The 21,421-nt window shown below is 74.1% G+C and carries 22 protein-coding genes and 1 pseudogene; 14 read left to right on the top strand and 9 right to left on the bottom strand.

Annotated elements, in window-relative coordinates:
* Positions 1 to 37 precede the first annotated feature (37 nt).
* Positions 38 to 472: a CBS domain-containing protein gene (locus tag AB0D45_RS17245; protein ID WP_361611193.1), complete on the bottom strand. Its 435-nt coding sequence runs from the start codon at positions 470 to 472 to the stop codon at positions 38 to 40.
* Positions 473 to 654: 182 nt separating this feature from the next.
* Between AB0D45_RS17245 and AB0D45_RS17240 the strand changes: the two genes are divergently transcribed.
* Positions 655 to 1,239, top strand: a complete 585-nt coding sequence (locus AB0D45_RS17240; protein ID WP_362459617.1) for a TetR/AcrR family transcriptional regulator — start codon at positions 655 to 657, stop codon at positions 1,237 to 1,239.
* A 114-nt stretch (positions 1,240 to 1,353) separates the two neighbouring features.
* Positions 1,354 to 2,112: an SDR family oxidoreductase gene (locus AB0D45_RS17235; RefSeq protein WP_362459614.1), complete on the top strand. Its 759-nt coding sequence runs from the start codon at positions 1,354 to 1,356 to the stop codon at positions 2,110 to 2,112.
* Here AB0D45_RS17235 and AB0D45_RS17230 read toward each other — a convergent pair.
* From AB0D45_RS17230 to AB0D45_RS17220, 3 genes are all read right to left on the bottom strand, one after another.
* Positions 2,040 to 3,677, bottom strand: coding sequence for an alpha/beta hydrolase (locus tag AB0D45_RS17230; protein ID WP_362459611.1), 1,638 nt, complete (start codon positions 3,675 to 3,677; stop codon positions 2,040 to 2,042). The two genes, AB0D45_RS17235 and AB0D45_RS17230, sit on opposite strands and share 73 nt — an antisense overlap.
* Before the next feature lie 116 nt (positions 3,678 to 3,793).
* Entirely contained in the window at positions 3,794 to 4,375 is a 582-nt protein-coding gene (locus AB0D45_RS17225) for an FABP family protein (RefSeq protein ID WP_361609924.1), read from the bottom strand.
* Between the two features lie 108 nt (positions 4,376 to 4,483).
* Positions 4,484 to 5,158 carry a hypothetical protein gene (locus tag AB0D45_RS17220; RefSeq protein WP_361609925.1) on the bottom strand — a complete coding sequence of 225 codons (675 nt, stop codon included), beginning with the start codon at positions 5,156 to 5,158 and terminating at the stop codon, positions 4,484 to 4,486.
* A gap of 253 nt (positions 5,159 to 5,411) precedes the next feature.
* Here AB0D45_RS17220 and AB0D45_RS17215 point away from each other — a divergent pair, with 253 nt between their 5' ends.
* The 3 genes from AB0D45_RS17215 to AB0D45_RS17205 all read left to right on the top strand — a co-directional run bounded on the left by AB0D45_RS17215 (position 5,412) and on the right by AB0D45_RS17205 (position 7,258).
* Positions 5,412 to 5,912: a hypothetical protein gene (locus AB0D45_RS17215; RefSeq protein ID WP_362459608.1), complete on the top strand. Its 501-nt coding sequence runs from the start codon at positions 5,412 to 5,414 to the stop codon at positions 5,910 to 5,912.
* Between the two features lie 35 nt (positions 5,913 to 5,947).
* Positions 5,948 to 6,085: a hypothetical protein gene (locus tag AB0D45_RS17210; protein WP_362459605.1), complete on the top strand. Its 138-nt coding sequence runs from the start codon at positions 5,948 to 5,950 to the stop codon at positions 6,083 to 6,085.
* A 78-nt stretch (positions 6,086 to 6,163) separates the two neighbouring features.
* Positions 6,164 to 7,258, top strand: a complete 1,095-nt coding sequence (locus AB0D45_RS17205) for a cation diffusion facilitator family transporter (RefSeq protein WP_362459602.1) — start codon at positions 6,164 to 6,166, stop codon at positions 7,256 to 7,258.
* Here AB0D45_RS17205 and AB0D45_RS17200 read toward each other — a convergent pair.
* Complete coding sequence (locus tag AB0D45_RS17200) at positions 7,255 to 8,223, bottom strand: alpha/beta hydrolase (RefSeq protein WP_362459599.1); 969 nt, start codon at positions 8,221 to 8,223, stop codon at positions 7,255 to 7,257. The genes AB0D45_RS17205 and AB0D45_RS17200 overlap by 4 nt on opposite strands.
* Before the next feature lie 177 nt (positions 8,224 to 8,400).
* On the opposite strand from AB0D45_RS17200, the gene AB0D45_RS17195 reads away from it, so the two are divergent.
* Both AB0D45_RS17195 and AB0D45_RS17190 read left to right on the top strand, forming a co-directional pair.
* Positions 8,401 to 8,871, top strand: a complete 471-nt coding sequence (locus AB0D45_RS17195; protein WP_361609929.1) for a hypothetical protein — start codon at positions 8,401 to 8,403, stop codon at positions 8,869 to 8,871.
* A gap of 136 nt (positions 8,872 to 9,007) precedes the next feature.
* A complete protein-coding gene (locus AB0D45_RS17190) occupies positions 9,008 to 9,862 on the top strand; it encodes an SDR family NAD(P)-dependent oxidoreductase (protein WP_362459596.1) in 855 nt (284 codons plus the stop codon).
* A gap of 16 nt (positions 9,863 to 9,878) precedes the next feature.
* On the opposite strand, the gene AB0D45_RS17185 is transcribed toward AB0D45_RS17190, so the two are convergent.
* Positions 9,879 to 10,988: a mechanosensitive ion channel family protein gene (locus tag AB0D45_RS17185; RefSeq protein WP_362459593.1), complete on the bottom strand. Its 1,110-nt coding sequence runs from the start codon at positions 10,986 to 10,988 to the stop codon at positions 9,879 to 9,881.
* Between the two features lie 387 nt (positions 10,989 to 11,375).
* On the opposite strand from AB0D45_RS17185, the gene AB0D45_RS17180 reads away from it, so the two are divergent.
* Positions 11,376 to 12,284 (top strand): hypothetical protein, encoded by a 909-nt coding sequence (locus tag AB0D45_RS17180; protein WP_362459590.1) that lies wholly within the window; start codon positions 11,376 to 11,378, stop codon positions 12,282 to 12,284.
* A 60-nt stretch (positions 12,285 to 12,344) separates the two neighbouring features.
* On the opposite strand, the gene AB0D45_RS17175 is transcribed toward AB0D45_RS17180, so the two are convergent.
* Positions 12,345 to 13,118 carry a polysaccharide deacetylase family protein gene (locus AB0D45_RS17175; RefSeq protein ID WP_361609745.1) on the bottom strand — a complete coding sequence of 258 codons (774 nt, stop codon included), beginning with the start codon at positions 13,116 to 13,118 and terminating at the stop codon, positions 12,345 to 12,347.
* A 306-nt stretch (positions 13,119 to 13,424) separates the two neighbouring features.
* Between AB0D45_RS17175 and AB0D45_RS17170 the strand changes: the two genes are divergently transcribed.
* Positions 13,425 to 14,057: an NAD(P)H-dependent oxidoreductase gene (locus tag AB0D45_RS17170; protein ID WP_361609757.1), complete on the top strand. Its 633-nt coding sequence runs from the start codon at positions 13,425 to 13,427 to the stop codon at positions 14,055 to 14,057.
* Positions 14,058 to 14,081: 24 nt separating this feature from the next.
* Here the strand turns inward: AB0D45_RS17170 and AB0D45_RS17165 are convergent, their stop codons facing one another.
* Complete coding sequence (locus AB0D45_RS17165; protein WP_362459587.1) at positions 14,082 to 14,513, bottom strand: VOC family protein; 432 nt, start codon at positions 14,511 to 14,513, stop codon at positions 14,082 to 14,084.
* A gap of 499 nt (positions 14,514 to 15,012) precedes the next feature.
* Here AB0D45_RS17165 and AB0D45_RS17160 point away from each other — a divergent pair, with 499 nt between their 5' ends.
* Positions 15,013 to 15,591, top strand: coding sequence for a sigma-70 family RNA polymerase sigma factor (locus AB0D45_RS17160; RefSeq protein WP_362459584.1), 579 nt, complete (start codon positions 15,013 to 15,015; stop codon positions 15,589 to 15,591).
* A 920-nt stretch (positions 15,592 to 16,511) separates the two neighbouring features.
* Positions 16,512 to 17,228: pseudogene (locus tag AB0D45_RS17155) on the top strand (IclR family transcriptional regulator C-terminal domain-containing protein); the annotation flags it as partial.
* 202 nt (positions 17,229 to 17,430) lie between these two features.
* On the opposite strand, the gene AB0D45_RS17150 reads toward AB0D45_RS17155, so the two are convergent.
* Positions 17,431 to 18,375, bottom strand: coding sequence for a nucleoside hydrolase (locus AB0D45_RS17150; RefSeq protein WP_361609751.1), 945 nt, complete (start codon positions 18,373 to 18,375; stop codon positions 17,431 to 17,433).
* 245 nt (positions 18,376 to 18,620) lie between these two features.
* On the opposite strand from AB0D45_RS17150, the gene AB0D45_RS17145 reads away from it, so the two are divergent.
* The 3 genes from AB0D45_RS17145 (at position 18,621) to AB0D45_RS17135 (ending at position 21,347) form a co-directional block, all read left to right on the top strand.
* The gene (locus AB0D45_RS17145) at positions 18,621 to 19,283 is read left to right on the top strand and encodes a DUF4360 domain-containing protein (protein ID WP_362459581.1); all 663 of its coding nucleotides are present in this window, start codon (positions 18,621 to 18,623) and stop codon (positions 19,281 to 19,283) included.
* A 183-nt stretch (positions 19,284 to 19,466) separates the two neighbouring features.
* Positions 19,467 to 19,640, top strand: coding sequence for a hypothetical protein (locus AB0D45_RS17140; protein ID WP_362459578.1), 174 nt, complete (start codon positions 19,467 to 19,469; stop codon positions 19,638 to 19,640).
* A 276-nt stretch (positions 19,641 to 19,916) separates the two neighbouring features.
* Positions 19,917 to 21,347: a nucleobase:cation symporter-2 family protein gene (locus tag AB0D45_RS17135; protein ID WP_362459575.1), complete on the top strand. Its 1,431-nt coding sequence runs from the start codon at positions 19,917 to 19,919 to the stop codon at positions 21,345 to 21,347.
* The last annotated feature ends 74 nt before the right edge of the window (positions 21,348 to 21,421 follow it).

Genomic DNA, 21,421 nt, shown 5'->3' with positions numbered 1-21,421 from the left:
GGCCGGCGGCTCGTGCCCCCGGGGGCGGATGAGCGGCTCAGTTGGCGGCGTACACGCGGACCGCGAACTCCGCGATGTCCTCGTCCGAGAGGTTCTTCGCCAGATCGGCCTCGGTGATCATGCCGATGAGGCGCCGGCCGCCGGCCATGTCGATGACGGGCAGCCGCTTGATCTGGTGGACCTCCATGGTGTCCAGCGCCTCCTGGGCGTTGCTGTCGGCGTCCACCCAGTGCAGGGTGCCGGCGAGTTCCCCGGCCCGGACCGTCGCCGGGTCCCTGCCCTCGGCGCAGCACTTGACGACGATGTCGCGGTCGGTGATCAGTCCCTGGAGCCGCTCGTCGTCCCCGCAGATCGGCAGACAGCCGACGTTCATGTCGCGCATCATCCGCGCCGCGTCCTGAAGGGACTGGTCCTCGCGGATGCACTGCACGCCCTTGCTCATGATGTCCCGGGCCCGCAGGTTCCTGTTCATGGTGCCTCCTCGGCTTTCCGAGTGCGTTCCGAAACCCTCCCGTGCCCTCCTCCGCCCCCTCCATGCCCTCCCCCTACGAGGACAGCACGGATGGACGGGCGGGGCGCGTCGGACGGTCCCCCTGGGGCGGGACGCCAAAACGTAGTTGACCGTTCGTTCCAGATAGCCTTACGATCTTCGGCATGGCCAGGACCAGGGAATTCGATCCGGACGCCGTGCTCCAGTCGGCCCTCGAGCTGTTCTGGCGGCGCGGCTACGAAGCGACGTCGGTCGCCGACCTCGTCGAGCACCTCGGCATCGGCCGGGCCAGCATCTACGCGACCTTCGGCAGCAAGCACGAGCTCTACCTGAAGGCCCTGGACCGGTACGCGGAGGCGCACCACCCGCTGCTCCTGGCCGAGCTCTCCGCGCCGGGACCGGCGCTGCCCGCCGTGCGGGCCGTGGTGCGCCGCTTCGCCGCGGAGGCCGCGTCCCCGGGAGTGCGGCGCAGCGGCTGCTTCGTCACCAACACGGCGGCCGAGCTGGCCCCGCACGACTCGGCGGCCGCCCGCCGGGTCGAGGTGAGCTGGGACCGCCTCGAGACGCTGCTCCACTCGGCGCTCGTACGGGCCCAGGGGCAGGGGGAGCTGGACGCCGGCCGTGATCCGCGCGCGCTGGCCCGGATGCTGCTGGTCCTGCTCCAGGGCGTCCGCGTCGTCGGCAAGGCCTCGGACGACCCCGCGCGGGTGCGGGACGCGGCCGAGCAGGCGCTGGCGCTGCTGGCCTGACGGCGCCGGCCCGTACCACCCCGCCCATGCCCTCTGCGGGCCTTTTCGCAGGCCCGGATACTGAACCGTTCGTTCCAATATGGGGTTCACCGCCCCGCGAGGGAGTCACCGAAGATGAACCGCTTCACCGGCAAGACCGTCCTGGTGACCGGCGCCGGCTCCGGCCTCGGCCGGGCCATCGCGCTCGCCTTCGCCGCCGAGGGGGCCCGTGTCGTGGCCGCGGGCCGCACCGCCGCCACCCTGGACGAGACGGTCGCCCTCATCGGGGCGGCCGGCGGCACCGCCGCGGCCGTCACCGCCGACGTCACGGACTCGGCCCGGCTCCGGGACCTCGTCCGCGAGAGCGCCGCCCGCTTCGGCGGACTCGACGTCGCGGTCAACAACGCGGGCATACTCCGGGGCATCGGACCGGCCGGCGACATCGCCGAAGAGGACTGGGACGCGGTCCTGCGCACCAACGTCACCGGCGTCTGGCTGGCGATGAAGCACCAGATCGCGCACATGCGGGAGAACGGCGGCGGCGCCATCGTCAACATCTCCTCCAACCTCGGCGCGCACCTGCGGATCCCGAACGCCGCCGCCTACATCACCTCGAAGGCGGCCGTCTCCGCCCTCACCCGCGCCGCCGCCCTCGACCACATCCACGAGGGGATCCGCATCAACGCCGTCAGCCCCGGCGCCGCCGCCGGGCCCATGTCGCTGGGGCCGGGCGAGACCGAGGCGGACCGCGCCGAGCGGATGAAGTCGCAGAACCCGCTCGGCCGCGTCGCGGAGGCCGAAGAAGTGGCCGCCGCCGTGCTCTACCTCGCCTCGCCCGCCGCCGGTTCGGTGGTCGGGACCGACCTGGTCATCGACAGCGGCTCCTCCGCCTGAGCGCCCCGCTGCCCGCCCCCGGCGCCCCGCGCGGCCGGATCCGGCAGCGGCTTGCCCGCACAGGAGGCGTCCGCCTGCGGCATCCGGCCGTCGAGCAGGAAGTCCTCGACGTAGCGGTCCACACAGGCGTTCTTCGCCTGGTAGGTCCCGTGGTCACCGCCCCCGACCGTGATCAGGCGCGATCCCGGCAGCCGCTCGTGGGCCCGGACGGCTCCCTCGTAGTACGTCGCCGGATCGTGCCGCGAGTTGAGCATCAGGACGGGCGGCAGTTCCGCGGCGGCCACCTCGGCGCGCGGAGCCCCGGAGCGGGGCCAGGCGGCGCAGACCGAGGCGTAGGCCAGCTCGCGCGCGCCGGCCAGCGGGTGGGCCCGGCTGTCCGCCGCGCTCCTGCGCACCCAGTACGCGCGGCCGCGGGTCCAGGGCGTGTCCTGGCAGACCACGGAGAAGAAGTCCGCGGCGAACGCCGCCCCCAGAGGGTGCTTCAGCTTCTGCGCCAGGGCCCGCCGGGTGGCGGCCGGCACGCTCGCGGGGTCGTCCAGGACACCGAGCAGCGCGGCCAGGTCCGGGAACCGGTCACCGCTGTAGATCATGCCCGTCGCGGCCGCGTCCAGGTGGTCGGGCAGGACGCGCGTCCCCTCCAGCTCCAGCGGGCGCTCGCGCAGCGAGGCGCGCAGCCGCTCGTACGAGGCCTTGGCCTCCTCCGGGGTCCCGCCCCGGTGGTAGGTCGCGTCGTTCGCCGCCAGCCACGGCAGGAAGTCCTGCTCGAACCGGCGCTGGAAGCTCATCGGCTGGCCCGTCATGAACTCCTGCCAGCTGCCGCCGAAGTCGATGCTGCTGTCGAGCACCACCCGTTCGACGCGGTGCGGGAAGCGGGTCGCGTAGCGGGCGCCGAGGTAGGTGGCGTAGGAGGGGCCGTAGTACGACACCGTGCCGGCGCCGAGGAGCGCCCGGTACAGGTCCATGTCGTGCACGGCCTGGTCGGTGGTGATGTAGGGCAGCAGATCCCCCGAGTTGCGACGGCAGTCGCGTACGAAGTCCCGTGCGCGTTCCACCGTGGCGCGTACGGCCTGCTCCGAGCGGTCGCGCAGATCGCCGCCGCCGAACAGGGCGTCCACCTTCTCCTGGCCGGAGCACACCACGTTCGTGCTCGCCCCGACACCGCGCTGGTCGAAGCTCACGATGTCGTAGGCGGCGGCCAGCTTCGGCGCGTACGAGGCCAGTCCCGCCGGCCGCCCCAGGCCCGAGGCCCCGGGCCCGCCGGCCGCCATCATCAGGACCCCGCGCCGGGCGGCGGGGTCCGGCGCGCGGTGCCGGGACACGGCCACGGTGAGGTCCGGCCCCCGGCCGGGGTGGTACCAGTCGCGCGGTACCGCCATGGAGGCGCACTCCAGCGGGCCGGATGCGCAGGGCCGCCAGTCGAGGCGCTGGTCCGCGTACCGGCCGGGTATGGCCGGCGCCCCCGGCGCCGTGGCGGCGTTCGCCGGGGCCGCGGGCAGCGCCGCCACGGCGAGCAGCCCGCAGGCGGCGGATGCGACCCGGCGCGCGGTCTTCCTGAACAGGTGCATGTGGGGTGGTCCTCCCCCGTCGCGGTGATCGGTCGTGTCGATCCTCCGCGAACGGCGGGCCCGCGACGATCCCCCCACGACCCGTGTCCGTGGTGGTGCGGGCGCCACCCCCGCCGTCACCCGCGGCGGCGCAGACGCGTCGTCAGGTGGTGCTGGAGGGGCTGCCCCACGGCGGCCATGTCGTGGACGACCGTCAGGCCGGCGCCGTCGAGGGTGTAGTGGCGGCGGGTGCCGGTGACCTCCTTGGCCAGCGGGGTCAGCGACACGTCCTTCGTCTCGATCTCGGCCTCCAGGACCGCCGTACCGCCGGTGGCCGCCTCCGCGCCGGCCCCCGTGCCCCACACCCGGCCGGTGTACGTCTCGACGATGCCGGTCGGATGGGCCAGCACCACCTCCAGGGACGCGTCGGGCGTCACCCGCCACCACCCGGCCTCCCGCCCCGCCGGGCGCACCGGCGCACCGGCCTCGTCGATCAGCCACGCGCGGGCCTCGTAGCGCAGGAAGGGCCGGCCGTCGTGGCTGAAGGTGATCTCCTGCTCGTACCGGAAGTCCTGCGCCAGCGTCGGGTACGCGCCACGCCCCCGCCCGTGCCAGCGCCCCAGCAGGGGGAGTACCGGCGCGAGCAGCGGATGCGGGGCGGGCCCCTGGCCGAGGACGTGGCTGTCGGGGTACGGATTCTCCTGCGCCGGCTCGAACATGGTCACCTTGCCCGTCTGTGGTCGTCCCCCGCGAGCGTGCAGCGTAGCGCGCGGGGCGGAGCCGTTCCGCGGCCGTCCGCGAGCCGGACACCGCACCCCGGACACCCCCTAGACGACGAACTCCTCGTCGCCGTAGCGGACCTCGACGGAGTTCCAGTCGACCCCGAGCCGGGCCGTGAACTTCCGGGCGAGCTGCAGGTCGGCGAGCGGCGCGACGAGGATCAGCCGGCCGTCGAGGGCGACCGAGCCGCCGCCGAGCCGGCTGCGCGCCTCGGCGTCCGCGAGCAGTGCTTCGCGCAGCCGGGTGGCGGTGACCCCCTGCGCCTGGATCTCGACGGCGTCGGTCTCCGGCGACGTGCGCGGCAGGCAGCGGAAGGTCAGCACCGACTCCTGCCGGTACTGCTTGCGGACCACGTCGGCGATGTGGTGCAGCCCGTCCGCGTCGACCCGCTCCACGTCGAACTCGCGCGAGCGCTCGTAGGTGGCCTGCTGCTCCTCCTCGGACCAGAACACCCCGTCCAGCAGGGTGGAGGACCCCGGCCGGGCCCCGTGCGCACGGATGATCTCGCGCACCTCGCGGTCGAAGCGCTTCAGCCGCTTCTTGAGCCGGGTGTCGGCCGGGTCCGTGATGACCGCGGTGTTGTCGGTGGCGTAGATCTCCGCGGCCGGGCAGCCGGTGGAGCCGGACGCGGGGGGCCGCGGGTCGGCCTGCGCGGCGGTGCCCGTCCCCGCGGACGCCAGTGCCAGGACCCCGACCGCTACCAGTGCGCGCAACCGCTTCATTCCTCAACTCCCTGCCTGTGGGCCAGTACCGCGGCCCGCCCGGGGCCGCAGCGGGCCTCATCCTAGGAGCCGCGCGGGGGCCCGACGGGGCATCGCACCCCATATGGCGGATGGCGGACGGTGGCTACTTGGGTGCCGCCCGGTCGACGGCGTTAGGCGGCGCCCCCGACGGGTATGGCCCACGGGGGGAGGGGGTGCGGTGGTGCGGGGTGGTGCACGGAAGGCGGTCCGGGGCGCGGCCGCACTCGGAGCGGTGGCGACGCTCGTCCTCGCCGCCTGGCTGGTCTGGCTCCTGCCCGGACCGCAACTGGCCGCCGTACTCGGCTTCGGGCCCGTGGACGGCGTGGTGACCATCTCGGAGTGCTACGACGCCGCCGACGCGGAGGGCTATGCGGGCGGCACCGAATGCAAGGGCCGCTACGTGCGGCGCGGCAGGGGCGGGGGAGCGCCGGAGGAGATCCTGCTGGAGACGGCCGCCGCGGAGCACCGGCCGGGCTCCGAGGTGGAGGTCCGCACCGCCCGCGGCAGGGCGTACGAGCTGTCCGGCCACGCCGTGGGGAACATCGGCGTCGCGACCGGATGGCTCCTCGTCCCCTTCCTCACCCTCGCGGCCTGGCTGTCCGCCTGCGCCCGCGACGGCGGCGCGGTGGACGGGGGCGGCTTCGTACTCGCGGCGCTGGCCGCGATGGTGGCCGTCGTCGTACTGGGCCTGACGGCCGCCGTCCTCGTCGGGATCCTCACGGCCGTCCTCTGACCACCGTCGCCGCACGTCCCACCTCGCCGCGCGGGATGGGGGGCCTGTACCGGGAGTACGGCTTCACCGACGCCGACGGCACACAGCCGGACTTCGCCGCCCACCGGGCGAAGGAGCCGGAGGAGGAGCACGGGCCGCTGGGAGAGCCGATCCGGCCCTGGGGGCGGGCGTAGGTGCGAGGCCTTCGCACCTGGTCATGGCACGTATGACGGCTGTAGCCGCAATGGTCTGCCTGTGCCAACGTAGGCTCCATGGACGGCGATCGGGGCAGCAGCCGCAGCACTCCCGCAGACGGACACGCGCACGAACACGACGCACAGGAACACGAACACGGCCACGGACACGGACACGGCCACGCCACCGGGCACGAGCACGGGCCGGGCCATGACCACCGGGGAGGGCGCCGGCGGATCGCGCACCTGCTCACCCCGCACCGCCACGAAGCCGGCGACAAGGTCGACGCGGCCATGGAAGCCTCCCGCGACGGCATGCGCACCCTGTGGGTCTCCCTCGCGGTCCTGGGGGCGACCGCGGCCGCCCAGGCCGTGACCGTCGCCCTGTCCGGGTCCGTCGCGCTGCTCGGCGACACGGTCCACAACACCGCCGACGCGCTGACCTCCGTACCGCTGGGCATCGCCTTCGTCCTCGGCCGGCGGGCGGCCAACCGCCGCTACACCTACGGGTACGGCCGCGCCGAGGACCTGGCGGGGGTGCTCATCGTGGCGGTCATCGCCGCGTCCGCCGCCCTCGCCGCCTGGGCGGCCGTCGACCGGCTCCTGCACCCCCGGGAGGTCACCCACCTCGGGGCGGTGTGCGCGGCGGCGCTGACCGGATTCGCCGGCAACGAGTGGGTGGCCCGGCTGCGCATCCGCACCGGCCGGCGGATCGGCTCCGCGGCCCTGGTCGCCGACGGCCTGCACGCCCGTGCCGACGGCTTCACCTCGCTGGCCGTGCTCCTGGGGGCGGCCGGCTCCGCCGCGGGCCTGCGGGCCGCCGACCCCGTCGTCGGCCTGCTGATCACCCTCACCATCCTGCTGGTCCTGAAGGACGCCGCCCGCGAGGTCTACCGCCGTCTGATGGACTGCGTCGATCCCGCCCTCGTGGACACCGCCGAGCGCGCCCTGCGGGAGGTGGCCGGGGTGCTCGGCGTAGGGCAGCTGCGCATGCGCTGGATCGGCCACACCCTGCGCGCCGAGGCCGACATCGTGGTCGGCGCCCACCTGAGCGTCGTCCAGGCCCACGATCTGGCCGTCGCCGCCGAACACGCCCTGATCCGGGCGGTCCCCCGGATGACGGCCGCCACCGTCCACACCGACCACACGGCCGGCCGGGTCCGGACGGCCTAGGGTCGTGCCGTCACAGTTCCTCCCGGCCGGTGGGGCTCCTCGGACGACACTCCCCAGCGGCCGCCGCGTGACGCCTCCGTGCGGTGGACCAGGTCTGTGATCAGGGCGGCGATCTCCGGCCACAGGTCGCGGGGCAGGTCGTGGCCCATCCCGGGGAAGACCGCCAGCTCGGCTCCCGGGACGGCCTCGGCCGTGGCCCGGCCGCCGCTGACGTCGCACATCGGATCATCGGCGCCGTGGATCACCAGCGTGGGCAGCCGAAGGGACCGCAGCAGCGCCGTGCGGTCCCCCGACGCCACCGAGGCCACCGCCTGCCGGGCGACGCCGAGCGGATCGTAGGACCGGTCGAAGGCGCGCGCGGCGCGCTCGCGCGCCGCCGCCTCGTCGAACGCGTACCCCGGCGAGCCCAGCACCCGTACGGCGTTGACCGTCCGGTCGACCACCTCCTCGCGGCTCTTCGGCGGCGGCCCGGCCAGCGCGCTCAGGGCCGCGGTGTCCGGCAGGCCGACCGTCCGGTCACCCGTCGTGGACATCAGCGAGGTCAGCGACCGGACCCGGCCCGGGTGTTCGATCGCCATCGTCTGCGCGATCGCCCCTCCCAGCGACAGGCCGACCACGTGGGCGCTGTCCAGACCGAGCGCGTCCAGCAGGCCCACCGCGTCCGCCGCCATGTCGGACAGCGTGTACGACGCCGAGGAGAGGTCGCCGGCGAGCGCCGCCGGGACATCGGGCACGGGCGCGTCGGGAAAGTGCGAGGACAGCCCCGCGTCCCGGTTGTCGAACCGGATCAGCTGGACGCCGCGCCCCGTCAGCTCCGCGCAGAAGCCGTCCGGCCAGCCGTGCATCTGGAGGGCGATGCCCATGACCAGCAGGACGGGCGGCGCCTGCCCGTCCCCCCACCGCTCGTAGGCGACCTCGATGCCCGCCGGTCCCACGTTCACGGCCTTCTCCTCGGTCACCGTCACGCCGTCTCCTCCTGCGATGGGCCAGAGGCCGAACATACCGGTGGGGAACGGGCCTGGACGTCGTCGCCGTTCCGGGGGATGCGAGACTGCTCGATCGTGGACGGAACGAGAAGGGCGGACGGGATCGTGCGTGCGGGGCGGGGACGGGGACGGCGACGGGGAGGGCGCCCGGGGCGCATGGGGCTGGTCGCGCTGGTCCTGATGACGGCCGGGGCCTGCGCGCATCCGCTCCAGGACCTGGGGCCGCTGCCGCCGCGCTTCTCCGGGCCGCCGCTGCCGCCGGACGCGGTGGTGGCGGACCTGACCTCCGCGATGGCGGAGCAGGGGGTCGAGCTGAAGCGGAACCCGCCGGACATGCAGCTGATCGACTGCCAGGAGGTGCTGACGGCCCAGGCGCCGACGGCGACGGCCGACGCGGCGCTGAAGGGCGCCTTCGCCCGAGCCCGTTCGGGTCTCGGCTGGCAGCCCGGCCCGGACCTGGGCGCGCAGGTCCTCAGCATCCGCAAGAACAACTGGACGGCGACCGCCACCCTCACCGGAGGCACCCGGGTGTCCGACCAGCCCACCACGCCCGTCCTGATCAGCGTGCTCTGCTACGGGGGCCACTCCAAGCCCCTGCCCTCCGCCCCGGCGCCGACCGGATCCTGAGCGCCCCGGGGGCCGGACCGTCCGCGCCCGGAACCTGCCGCACCGTCGGGGGCGCGGGCCGCGACCGGCTCGCTCCGGCCGTCCGGCCACGGCATCTTGGGGTGTGCAGACAGCCCCCAGACCCCCGGAGCTTCCCATGAGCACCACCGGTACCCCGCAGACCGTCCTGATCACCGGCACCTCCTCCGGCATCGGCCTCGCAGCCGCCGTCCGCGCGGCGCAGGCCGGCCGGCAGGTCGTCGCCACCATGCGCGACACCGCGAAGGCCGGGCCGCTGCGCCGGGCCGCGGCGGAGGCAGGCGTCGAGGACCTCGTCCAGGTCAAGCGCCTCGACGTGGTCGACGCCGGCTCCATCGCCGCCTGCCTGGAGGAGGTGCTCACCGAGTACGGGCGGCTCGACGCGGTGGTCAACAACGCCGGCGCCGGCCGGGTCGGCACGATCGAGCAGGGCACCGTCGAGGACGTCCGCTCCACCATGGAGGTGAACTTCTTCGGAGTCGTCCAGGTCACCCGGGCCGCCATGCCGCACCTGCGCGCCGCGCGGGGCCGCCTGATCACGGTCACCAGCGTCGGCGGTGTGATCGGCCAGCCCTTCAACGAGGCGTACTGCGCGGCGAAGTTCGCCGTCGAGGGGTTCATGGAGTCGCTCGCACCCGTCGCCGCGACCGTCGGCGTCGCCGTCACCGTGGTGGAACCGGGCGCGGTGGCGAGCGAGTTCGTCGACACCATCGGCGTGGACGTCCCCGCGATGCTCAGCGCGGCGGGCCCCTACGCGCCGGCGCTCCGGACGTACATCGAGCGCACGGTCGCGTCCTTCGCCCAGGCGCAGACCCCGGCGGAGGCGGCCGCACCGATCATCGAGGCCCTGACCGCCGAGAAGCCGGCCTTCCGGGTGCAGACCTCGGACTGGGCCCGCGACTTCACCGGCCGCAAGCTCTCCGACCTGGACGGCTCGGCCGTCCAGGCCATGACGGCGGCCTGGGTGGGCTGACGGGCCCCGGGGCCCGCTACCGCCGCCGGTCCCCCAGCACCTCGGACGAGGCGTCCCGCTGGTGCGGGACCGGCGGGGCCGTCAGCGGCGCCCGCGCCTCGTCCTGCTGGAGGGAGACCGTGCGGGCGGGCGCCGGGATCGAGATGCCCTCCGCCCGGAAGCGCCGGTGCAGGCGCTTGATGAACTCGTGCTTGATCCGGTACTGGTCGCTGAACTCGCCGACGCCGAGGATCACCGTGAAGTTGATCCGGGAGTCCGCGAAGGTGTGGAAGCGGACCGCGGCCTCGTGGTCGGGAACCCCGCCGCTGATGTCGGCCATGACCCCGTCCACGACGTCGAGGGTCACCCGCTCGACGTGCTCCAGGTCGCTGTCGTAGCCGACCCCGGCCTGGACCAGGATCGACAGCTTCTGCTCGGGCTGGGTGTAGTTGGTCATGTTCGTCCGCGCGAGACGGCCGTTGGGGATGATCACCAGGTTGTTCGACAGGTTGCGCACCACGCTGTTGCGCCAGTTGATGTCGACCACGTAGCCCTCCTCGCCGCTGCTCAGCCGGATGTAGTCACCCGGCTGGACCGTCTTCGAGGCGAGGATGTGCACACCCGCGAAGAGGTTGGCGAGGGTGTCCTGCAACGCCAGCGCGACCGCGAGACCGCCCACCCCGAGAGCGGTGACCAGCGGGGCGATCGACACCCCGAGGGTCTCCAGGGCCACCAGGACGCCCATCGTCAGCACCACGATCCGCGTGATGTTGACGAAGATGGTCGCGGACGCCGCGACCCCGGTACGGGACGCGGCCACCGACTGGACCAGACCCGCCACCACCCGGGCCGCGCTGAGCGTGGCGATGACGATGAGCAGCGCCGTCAGCGACCGGCTGACGACACCCCCGACCCGCGCGGTCAGCGGCAGCGCCGAAGCCGCCACCGCGGTCCCGGCGATCACGGCCGCCCAGGGGACGATGGTCCGCAGCGCGTCGACGATGACGTCGTCGCCGCTCCACTTGGTTCGGCCGGCGTGCTTGGCCAGCCACTTCATCAGCGCCCGCAGCACCAGACCGGCCACGCCGCCGCAGGCCAGTGCGATGCCGGCCACCACCCAGTCGTGCAGGACGAGGTCGCGGGTCAACGCCTCGCCTCCCCACCGTGGAGGGCGGGGGAGGGAGCCGCCGCGGGCCGCCGTATGTGCTGTGTCGTCACCTTGTCACCTGTCAGGTCGTCGTGTACGCAGCCGCGTTGGAACGGACGTACGCATTCCGAACGGACTGCCATCCTGCCCCATGCGCCGCCCGCCCCCACAGCCGGACCCGCCGCCCCGGCGGGTTGCTCCGGGTTGACGAACTCCTCACCTGCCCGGCCCACACCCCCGGCCCTGTCGGGGCGGCGGGGGAGACGGGGAGCGGTGGTATGTGCTGCGCGTGGAGAGGCGCCCGGGCCGCCCAACGGGTCACGGGGGCCCACGCACCCGTTCCCTCGCACTCCCGCGGCGGTCTCAGCGCCGGCGGGGAAGGAAGTCATGAACCTGAACGCTCACAAGGTGACCCCACGGCCCCGGACGCGCTCCCGGGTGCTGCTCGCCTCCCTCGCCGCGGCGGCGGCCCTGACCGGCCAGCTGGTGGCGATCGCCCCGGCGGCGTCCGCGGACGGCCCCGGGCCCTCGGACCAGAACGCGTCGTCGGCGCAGGACAAGCAGCGCAACCCGGACAAGGACAACGGCCAGGACCACCGCAAGAAGCGGCCGACGCAGTTCCCGCACGGCTTGCGGCAGTTCACCTCCGACAACACCTTCACCGTGCCGGCGGGCGTGACGACCGTCTTCGTCCAGGCCTGGGGCGCCGGTGGTGGCGGTGGCGGCGGCGGTGGCGCCTCGACCAGCGCCCTGGGCGCGGGCGGTGGCGGCGGTGGCGGCGGCGCCGGTGGCTTCACCTGGTGCACGCTCAACGTGACCCCGCTGGCCGACTACGGCGTGGACGTCGGCGCCCCGGGCACCTCCGGCACCGCGGGCACCCCCGGCGGAACGACGGGCGGGGCCGGCGGCGCCGGCGGTACGGGCGGCACCACCACCGTCGTCTCGGCGGCGACCAACACCGCGCTCGCCACCGCGGGCGGTGGCGGCGGTGGCGGTGGCGGCGGCGGCGGTACGGCCACCGCGGGTGCCGGCGGCGCCGGCGGTGCGGGCGGCACCGGCTCCTGCTCCACGGGCGGCGTGAACCTGACGGGCGAACCGGGCGACGCCGGTGCGCCCGGCGGCACGGGCGGCGAGGGCGGCGAGGGCGGCGAGCCCGCCGACGGCATCGTCGGCCTCCCCACGCACTTCGGTGAGGGCGGCAACGGCGGCGCGGGCGGCCGTCCCACCCCTGAGAACGCCCGACCGGGCATCGCCGGCCAGCCGGGCGGCTCCGGTTACGTCGTCATCTGGTGGTAGCACCCTGACCGCCCGCTCCCGCCGCCCCCCGGGGCCGCGGGAGCGGGCGGTACCCCGGGCTCACCCGGCGGTGAGGAACGCGCGCAGGTCGACGATCTCGTACTCCTCCTCCAGGGCCGCGTCGATGATCCGGGGCAGGGCCTCGGCGTCCAGGACGACGCCGTCGCCCGCACCGCTGCCGACGTGCATCTGCAGGATGGCTCCGGGACCGAAGGCGTTCACCGCCCTGCGGACCGCCCCGTCCACCGTCATACCGCCCGCGGGCCCCAGGTAGCCGTTCGTGTCGTCGGTGAACTCGATCGCCGCGTAACCGAGGCCGTTCACGTCCTCGACCGCGTCCTGCGTGGTCGAGCTGTACGGGAACCGGAAGAACGGCAGCGGCTCGGCCCCGGACGCCGCCCGGATCGCCGCGTCGGCGGCGCGCACCTCGCGCGCCCGTTCGGCCGTACCGAGGTCGTCGAAGTACGGGTGGCTGTAGGAGTGGTTGCCGAGCCCGTGCACGGCGCCCATCGCCCGAACGGCCGCCGGATGCGCCTCGGCGAACCGGCCCGTCGGGAAGAAGGTGGCGGCCAGCCTCCGGCGCCGCAGCTCCGCCAGGACGGCGGCGAGGCCGCTCTCGTCCCAGGCGGCGTTGAAGGTCAGCGCCACCACCCTGCGGGACGTCGGCAGCCGGCGGATCTCCTGCCCCAGCAGGGAGGCCGGCGGCCGGGGTCCCGCCGCGACCGGGCCGGCCCCCTCCCGCACCGGCCCACCCGGCGCGGCCAGGGCGCTCCGCCCCGGCACCAGCCCCGCCGCCAGCAGCGCCGCCAGCGCGGCGCGTCGTCCCGCATCCACCACAGTCGCTCCTTCGCACCCGGCACCGCCCCGCGCGGCGCCGACACGACTATGCGCGGGCGCCGGACGCCGCGGCCGACCGCCGTGCCGGGCACCCGGGTGATCTCCGCCCGCCGCGCCGCCGCGGCCCGGTGCGCCCGGCCCGGGGCCGCGGCAGCGCCCCGTACAGTCCGCTGCGGGCACCTGGCCTCCGCCGCCGGAGGCGCCGCACCGGCAAGGGAGACAGCCGTGAACCCCAACGACCAGGACCGCTTCCCCCCGGACCCGGCCCGCCCCCACGACGAGGGCCTCACCGGACGGGCCTCGCTGCACGTGCTCGTGCTCTCGGGCTCCTCCCGGACCGGATCCGTCAACACCCGCCTGGCCACGCTCGTGGCGGGCCTGGTGGTCCGCGACGGGGCCACCGCCGAGCCCGTGACGATCGGCGACTTCCCGATGCCCCTGTACGACGGGGACCTGGAGGCCGAGGAAGGCGTTCCGCCGGGGGCGCTGGCCCTGCGCGAGCGGATCGAGGCGGCGCAGGCCGTGGTCATCGCCTCGCCCGAGTACAACGCCTCCGTCCCCGGCGTCGTCAAGAACGCCGTCGACTGGGTCTCGCGCATCCGGCCGCAGCCCTTCAAGGACAAGCAGGTCCTGCTGGTGTCGGCCTCGCCCTCGATGGTCGGCGGCAACCGCGGCCTGTGGGCGCTGCGCATCCCGCTGGAACACCTCGGGGCACGGGTCTACCCGGACATGTTCAGCCTGGCGGCGGCCCATCAGGAGTTCACCGAGGACGGCGCGCTCGCCGACCGGGGGCTCGGCGAGCGCCTGGCGTCCACGGTCGACGCCTTCCTGGACCTCGCCGAGGCCGACACCCGCTACCTGTGCCTGCAGCGCCGCTGGTACGAGTTCCTCGGTGACCGGACCGACGCCCCGGTCACCGCGCGCGCCCAGGACTGACGCGCCGCCGGAACCCGCCCCCCTTCAGCGCGCGGACAGCTCCGACGGCGCCTCCTGCACGACCCACCCGTTGCCGTCGGGGTCGCGGAAGGTCATGAACGAGTTCCAGGTGCCGCCCTTGCCGTCCTCCCAGCCGGCCTCCCCGAGGTGGCGCACCGGAGAGACGTCCACGCCCCGGCCCACCAGCTCCTCCCGGGCGGCCGCGATGTCGGTGACGCAGAGCTGGAGGCCGTGCAGCGTGCCCGGCGCCGTCACCTCCGTACCGGGAGCGGGCGGCATCCCCTGGAGCAGCGCCACCGAACACCGCGACCCGGCCGGGGTCAGCTGGATGATGCGCACGCCGGGGGCGACCTCGGCGTCGAGGTCCACCCCGAAGCCGATCGCGTCGGCGTAGAACTCCTTCGCCCGGTCCATGTCGGTGACGGGGACCGGGACGACTTCGAGCGTCCAGTTCACGCGGTGCCTCCTGGGCAGCGCCGGCGGACCGGCGGGACGGTGGGATCGGGTCTCCGCAGGGGAGACCCCCAGCTTGGGGCATGGACGGCGAACCGCTCCCCGGCGTGCCGCCGGCAGCGGGCGGACCAGCCCCGGGCGGGCGAGTGCGCGGGCGCCGCAACGCCGGGGGCGCGTACCCGCGTCAGGGGGCGCGCGCTGGCGCGAAGGGGCGTGCGGCGCGGCGGACGCCACTCTTCCGGAAGATTTCCGGGACCGGCTTGCACGATCGGGCGTGATTTCCGATGGGGTGGTGATGGGGGGCGCTTGCCGCTCCACGGCTGCCGCACACGGGGGCGGGCAGCCGGTCACCCCACACGCCACTTGGAAGGTTCCGCGCCGCAGTGAATGTTGCCGAGATCGTCGCCCTCGCGCTGATAGTCGCCACCACGGTCCGTGTTTTCTCGAGCGATGTGACACCCACCGCCCAGGAGGGCGGCGACGAACAACGGTGGGGGAGTGCATGAGCGAAGGCGAGTTCGACCCAGCCGGGGACCAGACGGTCTCCAGTGAACTGGCGGGCGTCCTGCCCGTGGAGTTCACCGCGTTCCACTCCCAGCAGCACCGCGCGTACCTGCGCTACGCCCACCTCCAGCTGGGCAACGCCAAGGACGCACAGGAAGTCGTCGACGACGTGTTCACCTTCCTGCTCAAGGTGTGGCGCCAGGCCCTGAAGGAGGCGAGCCTGCACGGCTTCGCCTGGGCCGTGCTGCGCGAACACGTCGAACGCCGCCTGGCCGCCCTCGGCCGCCAGGTGGCCATGGTGGAGACGGCGTGGTTCTCGGCGCTGCGCCGCTCGTCGAGGGAACGGCTCGAACTGCTGGAGTCCAAGCTCGGCCTGTACGCGGCGATCGCGGAGCTGTCCGAGCGGCAGTACGACGTGGTGCTGCTGGCCTTCCTGCTGGGCAACGACTTCGAGACGGTCGCCCGGATGATGGGGATCTCCCCAGCGACGGTCCGCTCGCACGTACGCGGCGCCCGCCGCACCCTGTCCCGCAAGCTCGGGGTGGACTGGATCCCCGGAGAGGAGAAGGACCAGTGAGCGACATGCCCGCTGACCGTGACATGCCGCTGCGCGAACTGGACGCGGCCCTGAAGGACGCCGCGGTGCTCGCAGAGGAGTACGCCGGCTACGACGAGGGCGCCGCCCGGCGCCGGATCGCCCGCCGGATCGTGGCCGACCGGGCCCGCTCGGCCATCGGCAGCGCCGCGGGGTGGGAGCCGCCCGCCCGGGGACACGCCGCGCCGGCCGAGCACGACGACCTCGTGCTGGACGCCGCCTGCCACGTCCGGGCGGCCCGCGCCCTGGACGACGTCACCTGGTCCCTGGTGGAGAGCCGGGACTTCGCGGAACTCGCCCTGCGCGCCGGAGCCTGGCCCCACGGCGTGGACTCCGCCCTGCTGTTCGGCTGCCTCCTCCACCTCACCGAACGGAGCGAGGGCGCCCGGTTCTGGTTCCAGTACGCGGCCGGCGCGGACTCCCGCACCGCCGCCCTGTGCCTCTACCTCCACCACCTCGCCCGCGCGGAGGTCCGTACCGCCCGGCACTGGAAGCAGCAGGCCCGCACCCTGCCGGCCGAAGAGCACCTGCCGCACCTGCCGCAGATCCCGGAGGACCTCGAAGAGGCCCTGACCGCCTCCGTGATCTGGGCCTCCCCGCCCATCACCACCCAGGACCTCACCTCCCTCACCACCGGGCCCGGCCGGGCCGCGCGGCCGCCCTACCGGCTGCCGGCACGGCTGCGCCAGGCCGTGGCGGCGGACCCCGGCAGGGAACACCCGGACCTGGGGGACGTGTTCACCCCCGGCCCGCCGGTCGCCGCGGCCGTCGCCCACCACGCGCGCCTCAACCCCCTGTACCTGACGGACGAGGCGAACACGTGGGCGTTCGAAGCGCTCAGGCAGCCGCAGCCGGCGCACGCCGCCCGCACGGCCCCCGCGGGGCCGCCGGCACCCGCCGCGCTGGAATCCGTACACCAGGCGCTGCGCGTCCTGGAGGTCGTCAACCGGTACTCGGGCGGTGTCAGCCTCACCCAGATCGCCCGCGAGACGAAACTGCCGCAACTGGTGCTCGCCCGGGCCGTGGAACAGCTCGTCCGGGCCAGTCTGGCCGCCCCCACCGGACCGGACGCCTACATCGCCGGCGACGCCCTGCTGCTGGCCGACGCGGCGAACGGCGAAGGCCGCGGACACCTCGGGGAAACCCTCGCCTGGGTGCGGGACGCGGTCGGCGCCGCCGTGTACGTGGCCCGCTACACCGACGGCGAGGTGTCCATCACCCAGTACGCCGACGGGCCGGGCACACCGGTCGTGGAGGAGTGGGTCGACTTCAGAGCGGCCGCCCACGCCTCCGCCGTCGGCAAGGCCCTGCTCACCCAGCTCGACCACGACGACCGCGAGGACCATCTGGACCGCCACCGGATGTCCCGGTTCACCCCCCACACCCTCGCCACCCGGGAGGCCCTCTTCCACCAGCTCGACACCCGCAGGCCCAACGCACCACTGCTCGACTTCCAGGAATACGCCCTCGGGACGGTGTGCGCGGCGGTGCCGATCACCTCGGGACCGAACGCGGAATGCGTGGCCCTGTCCATCCCCGTCCCCGACGCCGGCCGACTGCGCCAGGCCGCCCGGATCCTGCAGAGCGAGGCCGCCGCGGTCTTACTCGCACTGATCGTCGCCGGCAGCGACCAGCCCTCCCAGGCCCCGCCGCACGGCGATCCGGCCGCCCGGGGACCCCGGCGTCCGGGGGCCGCGGCGTCCGGAGCGGCGACGGCGCCCGGGCTGCACAGCCCGTTCCTCTCCACCACCGTCTAGAACGGCCGGCCCCGGCGACGGGGCCGGCCTCCGGCGCGGTGCACCGGTACGGCGACGCGGCGGCTCAGGCCCCGCGGGAGCCGAGGCGGGCCACGGCGCCGACCATGCGGTCCCAGAACAGCCCGGTGTCGAGGGTGGTGGCGACCCGGGCGTTCACGGGGCGGCCCACGTAGTCGTAGAGGTCCACGACGGTGGCCCCGCGCGTGTAGCGGCCCTGGAGCTCCACCACGACGTTGGCGTCGACGCAGCCGACGATCGCCGGGTCGATGACCCGGGCCACCGCCACCGGGTCGTGCAGCGGCGGATGGGGCATGCCCCACAGCCGGCGGTACGCGGAGGCGTAGTAGGTGAGCAGTTCCACGCAGACGGTGCCCAGTTCGGTGCCGAGGGCCGCGAAGCGGGCCAGGACCTCGGGGGTGGCCGGCGCCTGGTGGGTGACGTCGAGCCCGCACATGGTCACCGGCACGCCGCTGCCGAAGACGACGGCGGCGGCCTCCGGGTCGGTGTACACGTTGAACTCGGCCGCCGGCGTGCGGTTGCCCGGCCCCACCGAGCCTCCCATCAGGACGATCTCGCGGATGCGGGCGGCGCACTCGGGGTGGCGGGTGAGCAGCACGGCGATGTTGGTCAGCGGGGCGGTGGGCACCAGGGTGACCGGTTCGGGGTGCTCCATGAGGATCCGGTGGATGAGGTCCACCGCGTGCTCGGGCGCCAGATCCACCGTGGGCGGCGGGAACCGGGGTCCGTCCAGCCCGGATTCGCCGTGCACGTCGGCGGCGACGGCCAGCGGCTGGAGCAGCGGCCGGTCACAGCCGGCGGCGACGGGCACGTCCGTCACGCCGGCGAGGGTCAGGACCCGGCGGGCGTTGAGGGTGGTCTTCTCCAGTGTCTGGTTGCCGGCGACGGTGGTGACGGCGAGCAGGTCGACGGCGGGATCCCCCGCCCCCAGCATGATCGCCAGGGCGTCGTCGTGTCCGGGGTCGCAGTCGATGATGATCGGGACGGGCACGCGCTGCTCCTCCTCCTGGGGGCGGAGCGTCCAGTCTGCCGCCGGAGGGCTTCGGCGGCCGCCTCTTCCCGGCCACAACACGGCGCGGTGGCGGACTTCGCCCGTGGGGGCGCGGGTGACGGCCGCGCGGATTACCCCGGACGGGGGGCCTTCCGGGGTGGCGGGGACGGCGACGGCCGTGCCCGCACGGGGAGTGTGGAACGGTTCGAGCCGATCACGCACAGCAGCGATCGGAAGGACTCCCCATGCTCAGAACGGTGTTCACTGCCGGCGCGGCCGCCGCGCTCGCCGCTGCCGCCCTCGCGCCCTCCGCCGGCGCCGCGACCTCCGCCCCGGCCCCCGCACCCCCCGGCCGGATCACCATCGACGTGGTCCAGGTCAACGGGTCCGGCTGCCGCCCCGGCACCGCCACCGTCGCCGTCTCCCCGGACAACACGGCCTTCACGGTGACGTACAGCGAGTACCTCGCCCAGGTCGGCAAGGACGCCAAGGCCACCGACTTCCGCAAGAACTGCCAGCTCGGCCTGAACGTGAACGTTCCCCAGGGCTACACCTACGCCATCGCCAAGGCCGACTACCGGGGCTTCGCCAGCCTCGCACCCGGCGCGAGCGCCACCCAGAAGGCCGCCTACTACTTCCAGGGGATGTCCCAGACGGCCTACCGGAGCCACACCCTGCGCGGCCCCGCCCAGGGCAACTGGCAGGTGTCGGACACGGTGCCCGTCGAGGCCCTGGTCTTCCACCCCTGCGGCGCCAAGCGGAACCTGAACATCAACACCGAGCTGCTCACCCAGGCCGGCTCCTCCGACACGGCGACCACCACCAGCTTCCTCACCATGGACTCCACCGACGGCAGCCTCAACACCGTCTACCACTTCTCCTGGAAGACGTGCCCGCAGCGGCGCTGACACCGGCCGGACACCGAAGGGCCGTGGCCGGGGCAGTTCCCGCCACGGCCCCCGCCGTATGTCCCGGCCTGGTGTGAAGAGATGCCATAGGGGTCGTTCGGGTGGGAATGTCCCCGACCGGCAACCGGGCGCGGAGAGTGAGGAGTCATGACTTTCAGTGATGACCGATCTCCGGGAGGTTCGATGAGCACGAAGAACACCGCACCGGCGTACGGACTTTCCCCGCGGACGCCGCAGTGGGCGCTCGACCCCTACCGGTTCCCCGGCCTGCAGGACCTGGAGGAGCCCGAGACCCCCGCCGCGCCGGCCGGGGAGCCGGCCGACGATTCCGGCCCCTCGCCGCTCAGGTCGCGTTAGGAACCGGAAGCTCCGGTTACTCGCGAGGAAACCATGCCTTTGGCTATGGTGAGCGCCTTCCGGTCAAGGTCCCTTCGGATCCCATGCTCCGTCAGGGATCCGGATGGCGATCGAAGGACGTCCTGCCAATCCAGGACCCATTGCATACAGAGCGACGTGCTGTCGGCAACACCGCCCGGCGTCGGCTCCGTGCGAGCCGGCCTGCCCCCGCCCTGCCACCCAGGGCCCGAGGGCGGCGGTCTTCTCATTCACCTACCTCGCGAAGGCAAGGCAGAGATGGCAAGAGCCACCAGACACTCCTCCCGGCAGTCCTCGCGACAGGGCATACACCCCGTCGACGAACTTCTCCCCTTCCCCCAGCTCACCCTGTACGGCTTCCAGCACGTGCTCGCGTTCTACGCGGCGGCGGTGATCGTCCCCGTACTCCTCGGCAACGCCCTCGGACTCACCCGCCAAGAACTGGTCCACCTCATCAACGCGGACCTCCTGACCTGCGGCATAGCCTCGATCATCCAGGCGCTCGGCGTCTGGAAGGCCGGCGCCAGGCTCCCCCTCGTCCAGGGCGTCACCTTCACCGCGGTCTCACCCATGATCGCCATCGGCCTCGGCGCCGGCGGCGGAACCGCCGGCCTGCTCGTCGTCTACGGAGCGGTGATCACGGCCGGCATCGCGACCTTCGCCTTCGCCCCGCTCTTCAGCAAGCTGGTGAAGTACTTCCCGCCGGTCGTCATCGGCACGATCCTCACCATCATCGGCATCACCCTCATCCCCGTGGCCCTGCAGGACGCGGCCGGCGGCGCCCACCTCATCGGCACGCCCGCCTACGGTTCCGCGAAGAACCTCGCGTACGCGCTGGGCACCCTGCTCTTCATCCTCGCCCTGGTCCGCGTCGGCAAGCCGTTCCTCAGCAGCCTCGCCGTCCTGCTCGGACTCGTGGCCGGCACCGCCGTCGCCTGGCTCTTCGGGGACGTGGACTTCGGCGCCGTGGGACAGGCCGACTGGATCGGCGTCACCACGCCCTTCCACTACGGCATGCCGCGCTTCGAACTGCTTCCTATCGCCGCGATGCTCGTCGTCATGCTGATCACCATGGTGGAGACCACCGGCGACGTGTACGCCATCGGGGAGATCACCCGCAAGAGGGTCGACGCCGACACGGTCGCGCGCGCCCTGCGCGCCGACGGCATGGCGACCGTCCTCGGCGGCGTCCTCAACTCCTTCCCGTACGTGGCCTTCGCCGAGAACATCGGCATCGTCCGGATGTCGAGGGTCATGAGCCGCTACGTCGTCGTCGCGGCCGGCGTGTTCATGATCGCGCTCGGGCTGCTGCCCAAGGCCGGCAGCCTGGTCGCCTCGGTTCCCCACGCGGTGCTCGGCGGGGCGGCGGTGTCCATGTTCGGCATCGTGGCGGCCGTCGGCATCCAGATCCTGGGCAAGGCCGACCTGCGGGAGGAGCGCAACACGCTGATCCTCGCCGTCAGCCTCGGCGCGGCGCTGCTGCCGGCCACCGTCAAGCCCTTCTTCGAGCGCATGCCGGACGACGTCCGGGCCCTCCTCGACAGCGGGATCACGCTGGGGGCCCTCACCGCCATCGTCCTGAACCTGCTCTTCAACGTCTTCACCAGTCGCAGCACGATGGAGATCGACTGGGACGACATCGAGGACGGCGGTCCGCCCGGCCCGGAGGTCGCGGCGGCGGCCCGCTGACCGCCGCCCGGCCGACCTCCTGAACGCCCGGCGGGCCGGGCGGGGCGGGGGACTCCCCCCCCGGCCCCCCCGCC

The organism is Streptomyces sp. NPDC048352, assembly GCF_040651895.1.
GTDB lineage: Bacteria > Actinomycetota > Actinomycetes > Streptomycetales > Streptomycetaceae > Streptomyces.
Note: the sequence above shows the minus strand (reverse complement) of the source record. Positions and strands in the feature narration are given on the sequence as shown.

Bases quoted from the DNA above. Each gene is read 5' to 3' on its own strand.
- AB0D45_RS17245 (WP_361611193.1), bottom strand. From the start codon at position 472: ATGAACAGGAACCTGCGGGCCCGGGACATCATGAGCAAGGGCGTGCAG.
- AB0D45_RS17240 (WP_362459617.1), top strand. From the start codon at position 655: ATGGCCAGGACCAGGGAATTCGATCCGGACGCCGTGCTCCAGTCGGCC.
- AB0D45_RS17235 (WP_362459614.1), top strand. From the start codon at position 1,354: ATGAACCGCTTCACCGGCAAGACCGTCCTGGTGACCGGCGCCGGCTCC.
- AB0D45_RS17230 (WP_362459611.1), bottom strand. From the start codon at position 3,677: ATGCACCTGTTCAGGAAGACCGCGCGCCGGGTCGCATCCGCCGCCTGC.
- AB0D45_RS17225 (WP_361609924.1), bottom strand. From the start codon at position 4,375: ATGTTCGAGCCGGCGCAGGAGAATCCGTACCCCGACAGCCACGTCCTC.
- AB0D45_RS17220 (WP_361609925.1), bottom strand. From the start codon at position 5,158: ATGAAGCGGTTGCGCGCACTGGTAGCGGTCGGGGTCCTGGCACTGGCG.
- AB0D45_RS17210 (WP_362459605.1), top strand. From the start codon at position 5,948: ATGGGGGGCCTGTACCGGGAGTACGGCTTCACCGACGCCGACGGCACA.
- AB0D45_RS17205 (WP_362459602.1), top strand. From the start codon at position 6,164: ATGGACGGCGATCGGGGCAGCAGCCGCAGCACTCCCGCAGACGGACAC.
- AB0D45_RS17195 (WP_361609929.1), top strand. From the start codon at position 8,401: ATGGGGCTGGTCGCGCTGGTCCTGATGACGGCCGGGGCCTGCGCGCAT.
- AB0D45_RS17190 (WP_362459596.1), top strand. From the start codon at position 9,008: ATGAGCACCACCGGTACCCCGCAGACCGTCCTGATCACCGGCACCTCC.
- AB0D45_RS17180 (WP_362459590.1), top strand. From the start codon at position 11,376: ATGAACCTGAACGCTCACAAGGTGACCCCACGGCCCCGGACGCGCTCC.
- AB0D45_RS17160 (WP_362459584.1), top strand. From the start codon at position 15,013: ATGAGCGAAGGCGAGTTCGACCCAGCCGGGGACCAGACGGTCTCCAGT.
- AB0D45_RS17145 (WP_362459581.1), top strand. From the start codon at position 18,621: ATGCTCAGAACGGTGTTCACTGCCGGCGCGGCCGCCGCGCTCGCCGCT.
- AB0D45_RS17140 (WP_362459578.1), top strand. From the start codon at position 19,467: ATGAGCACGAAGAACACCGCACCGGCGTACGGACTTTCCCCGCGGACG.
- AB0D45_RS17135 (WP_362459575.1), top strand. From the start codon at position 19,917: ATGGCAAGAGCCACCAGACACTCCTCCCGGCAGTCCTCGCGACAGGGC.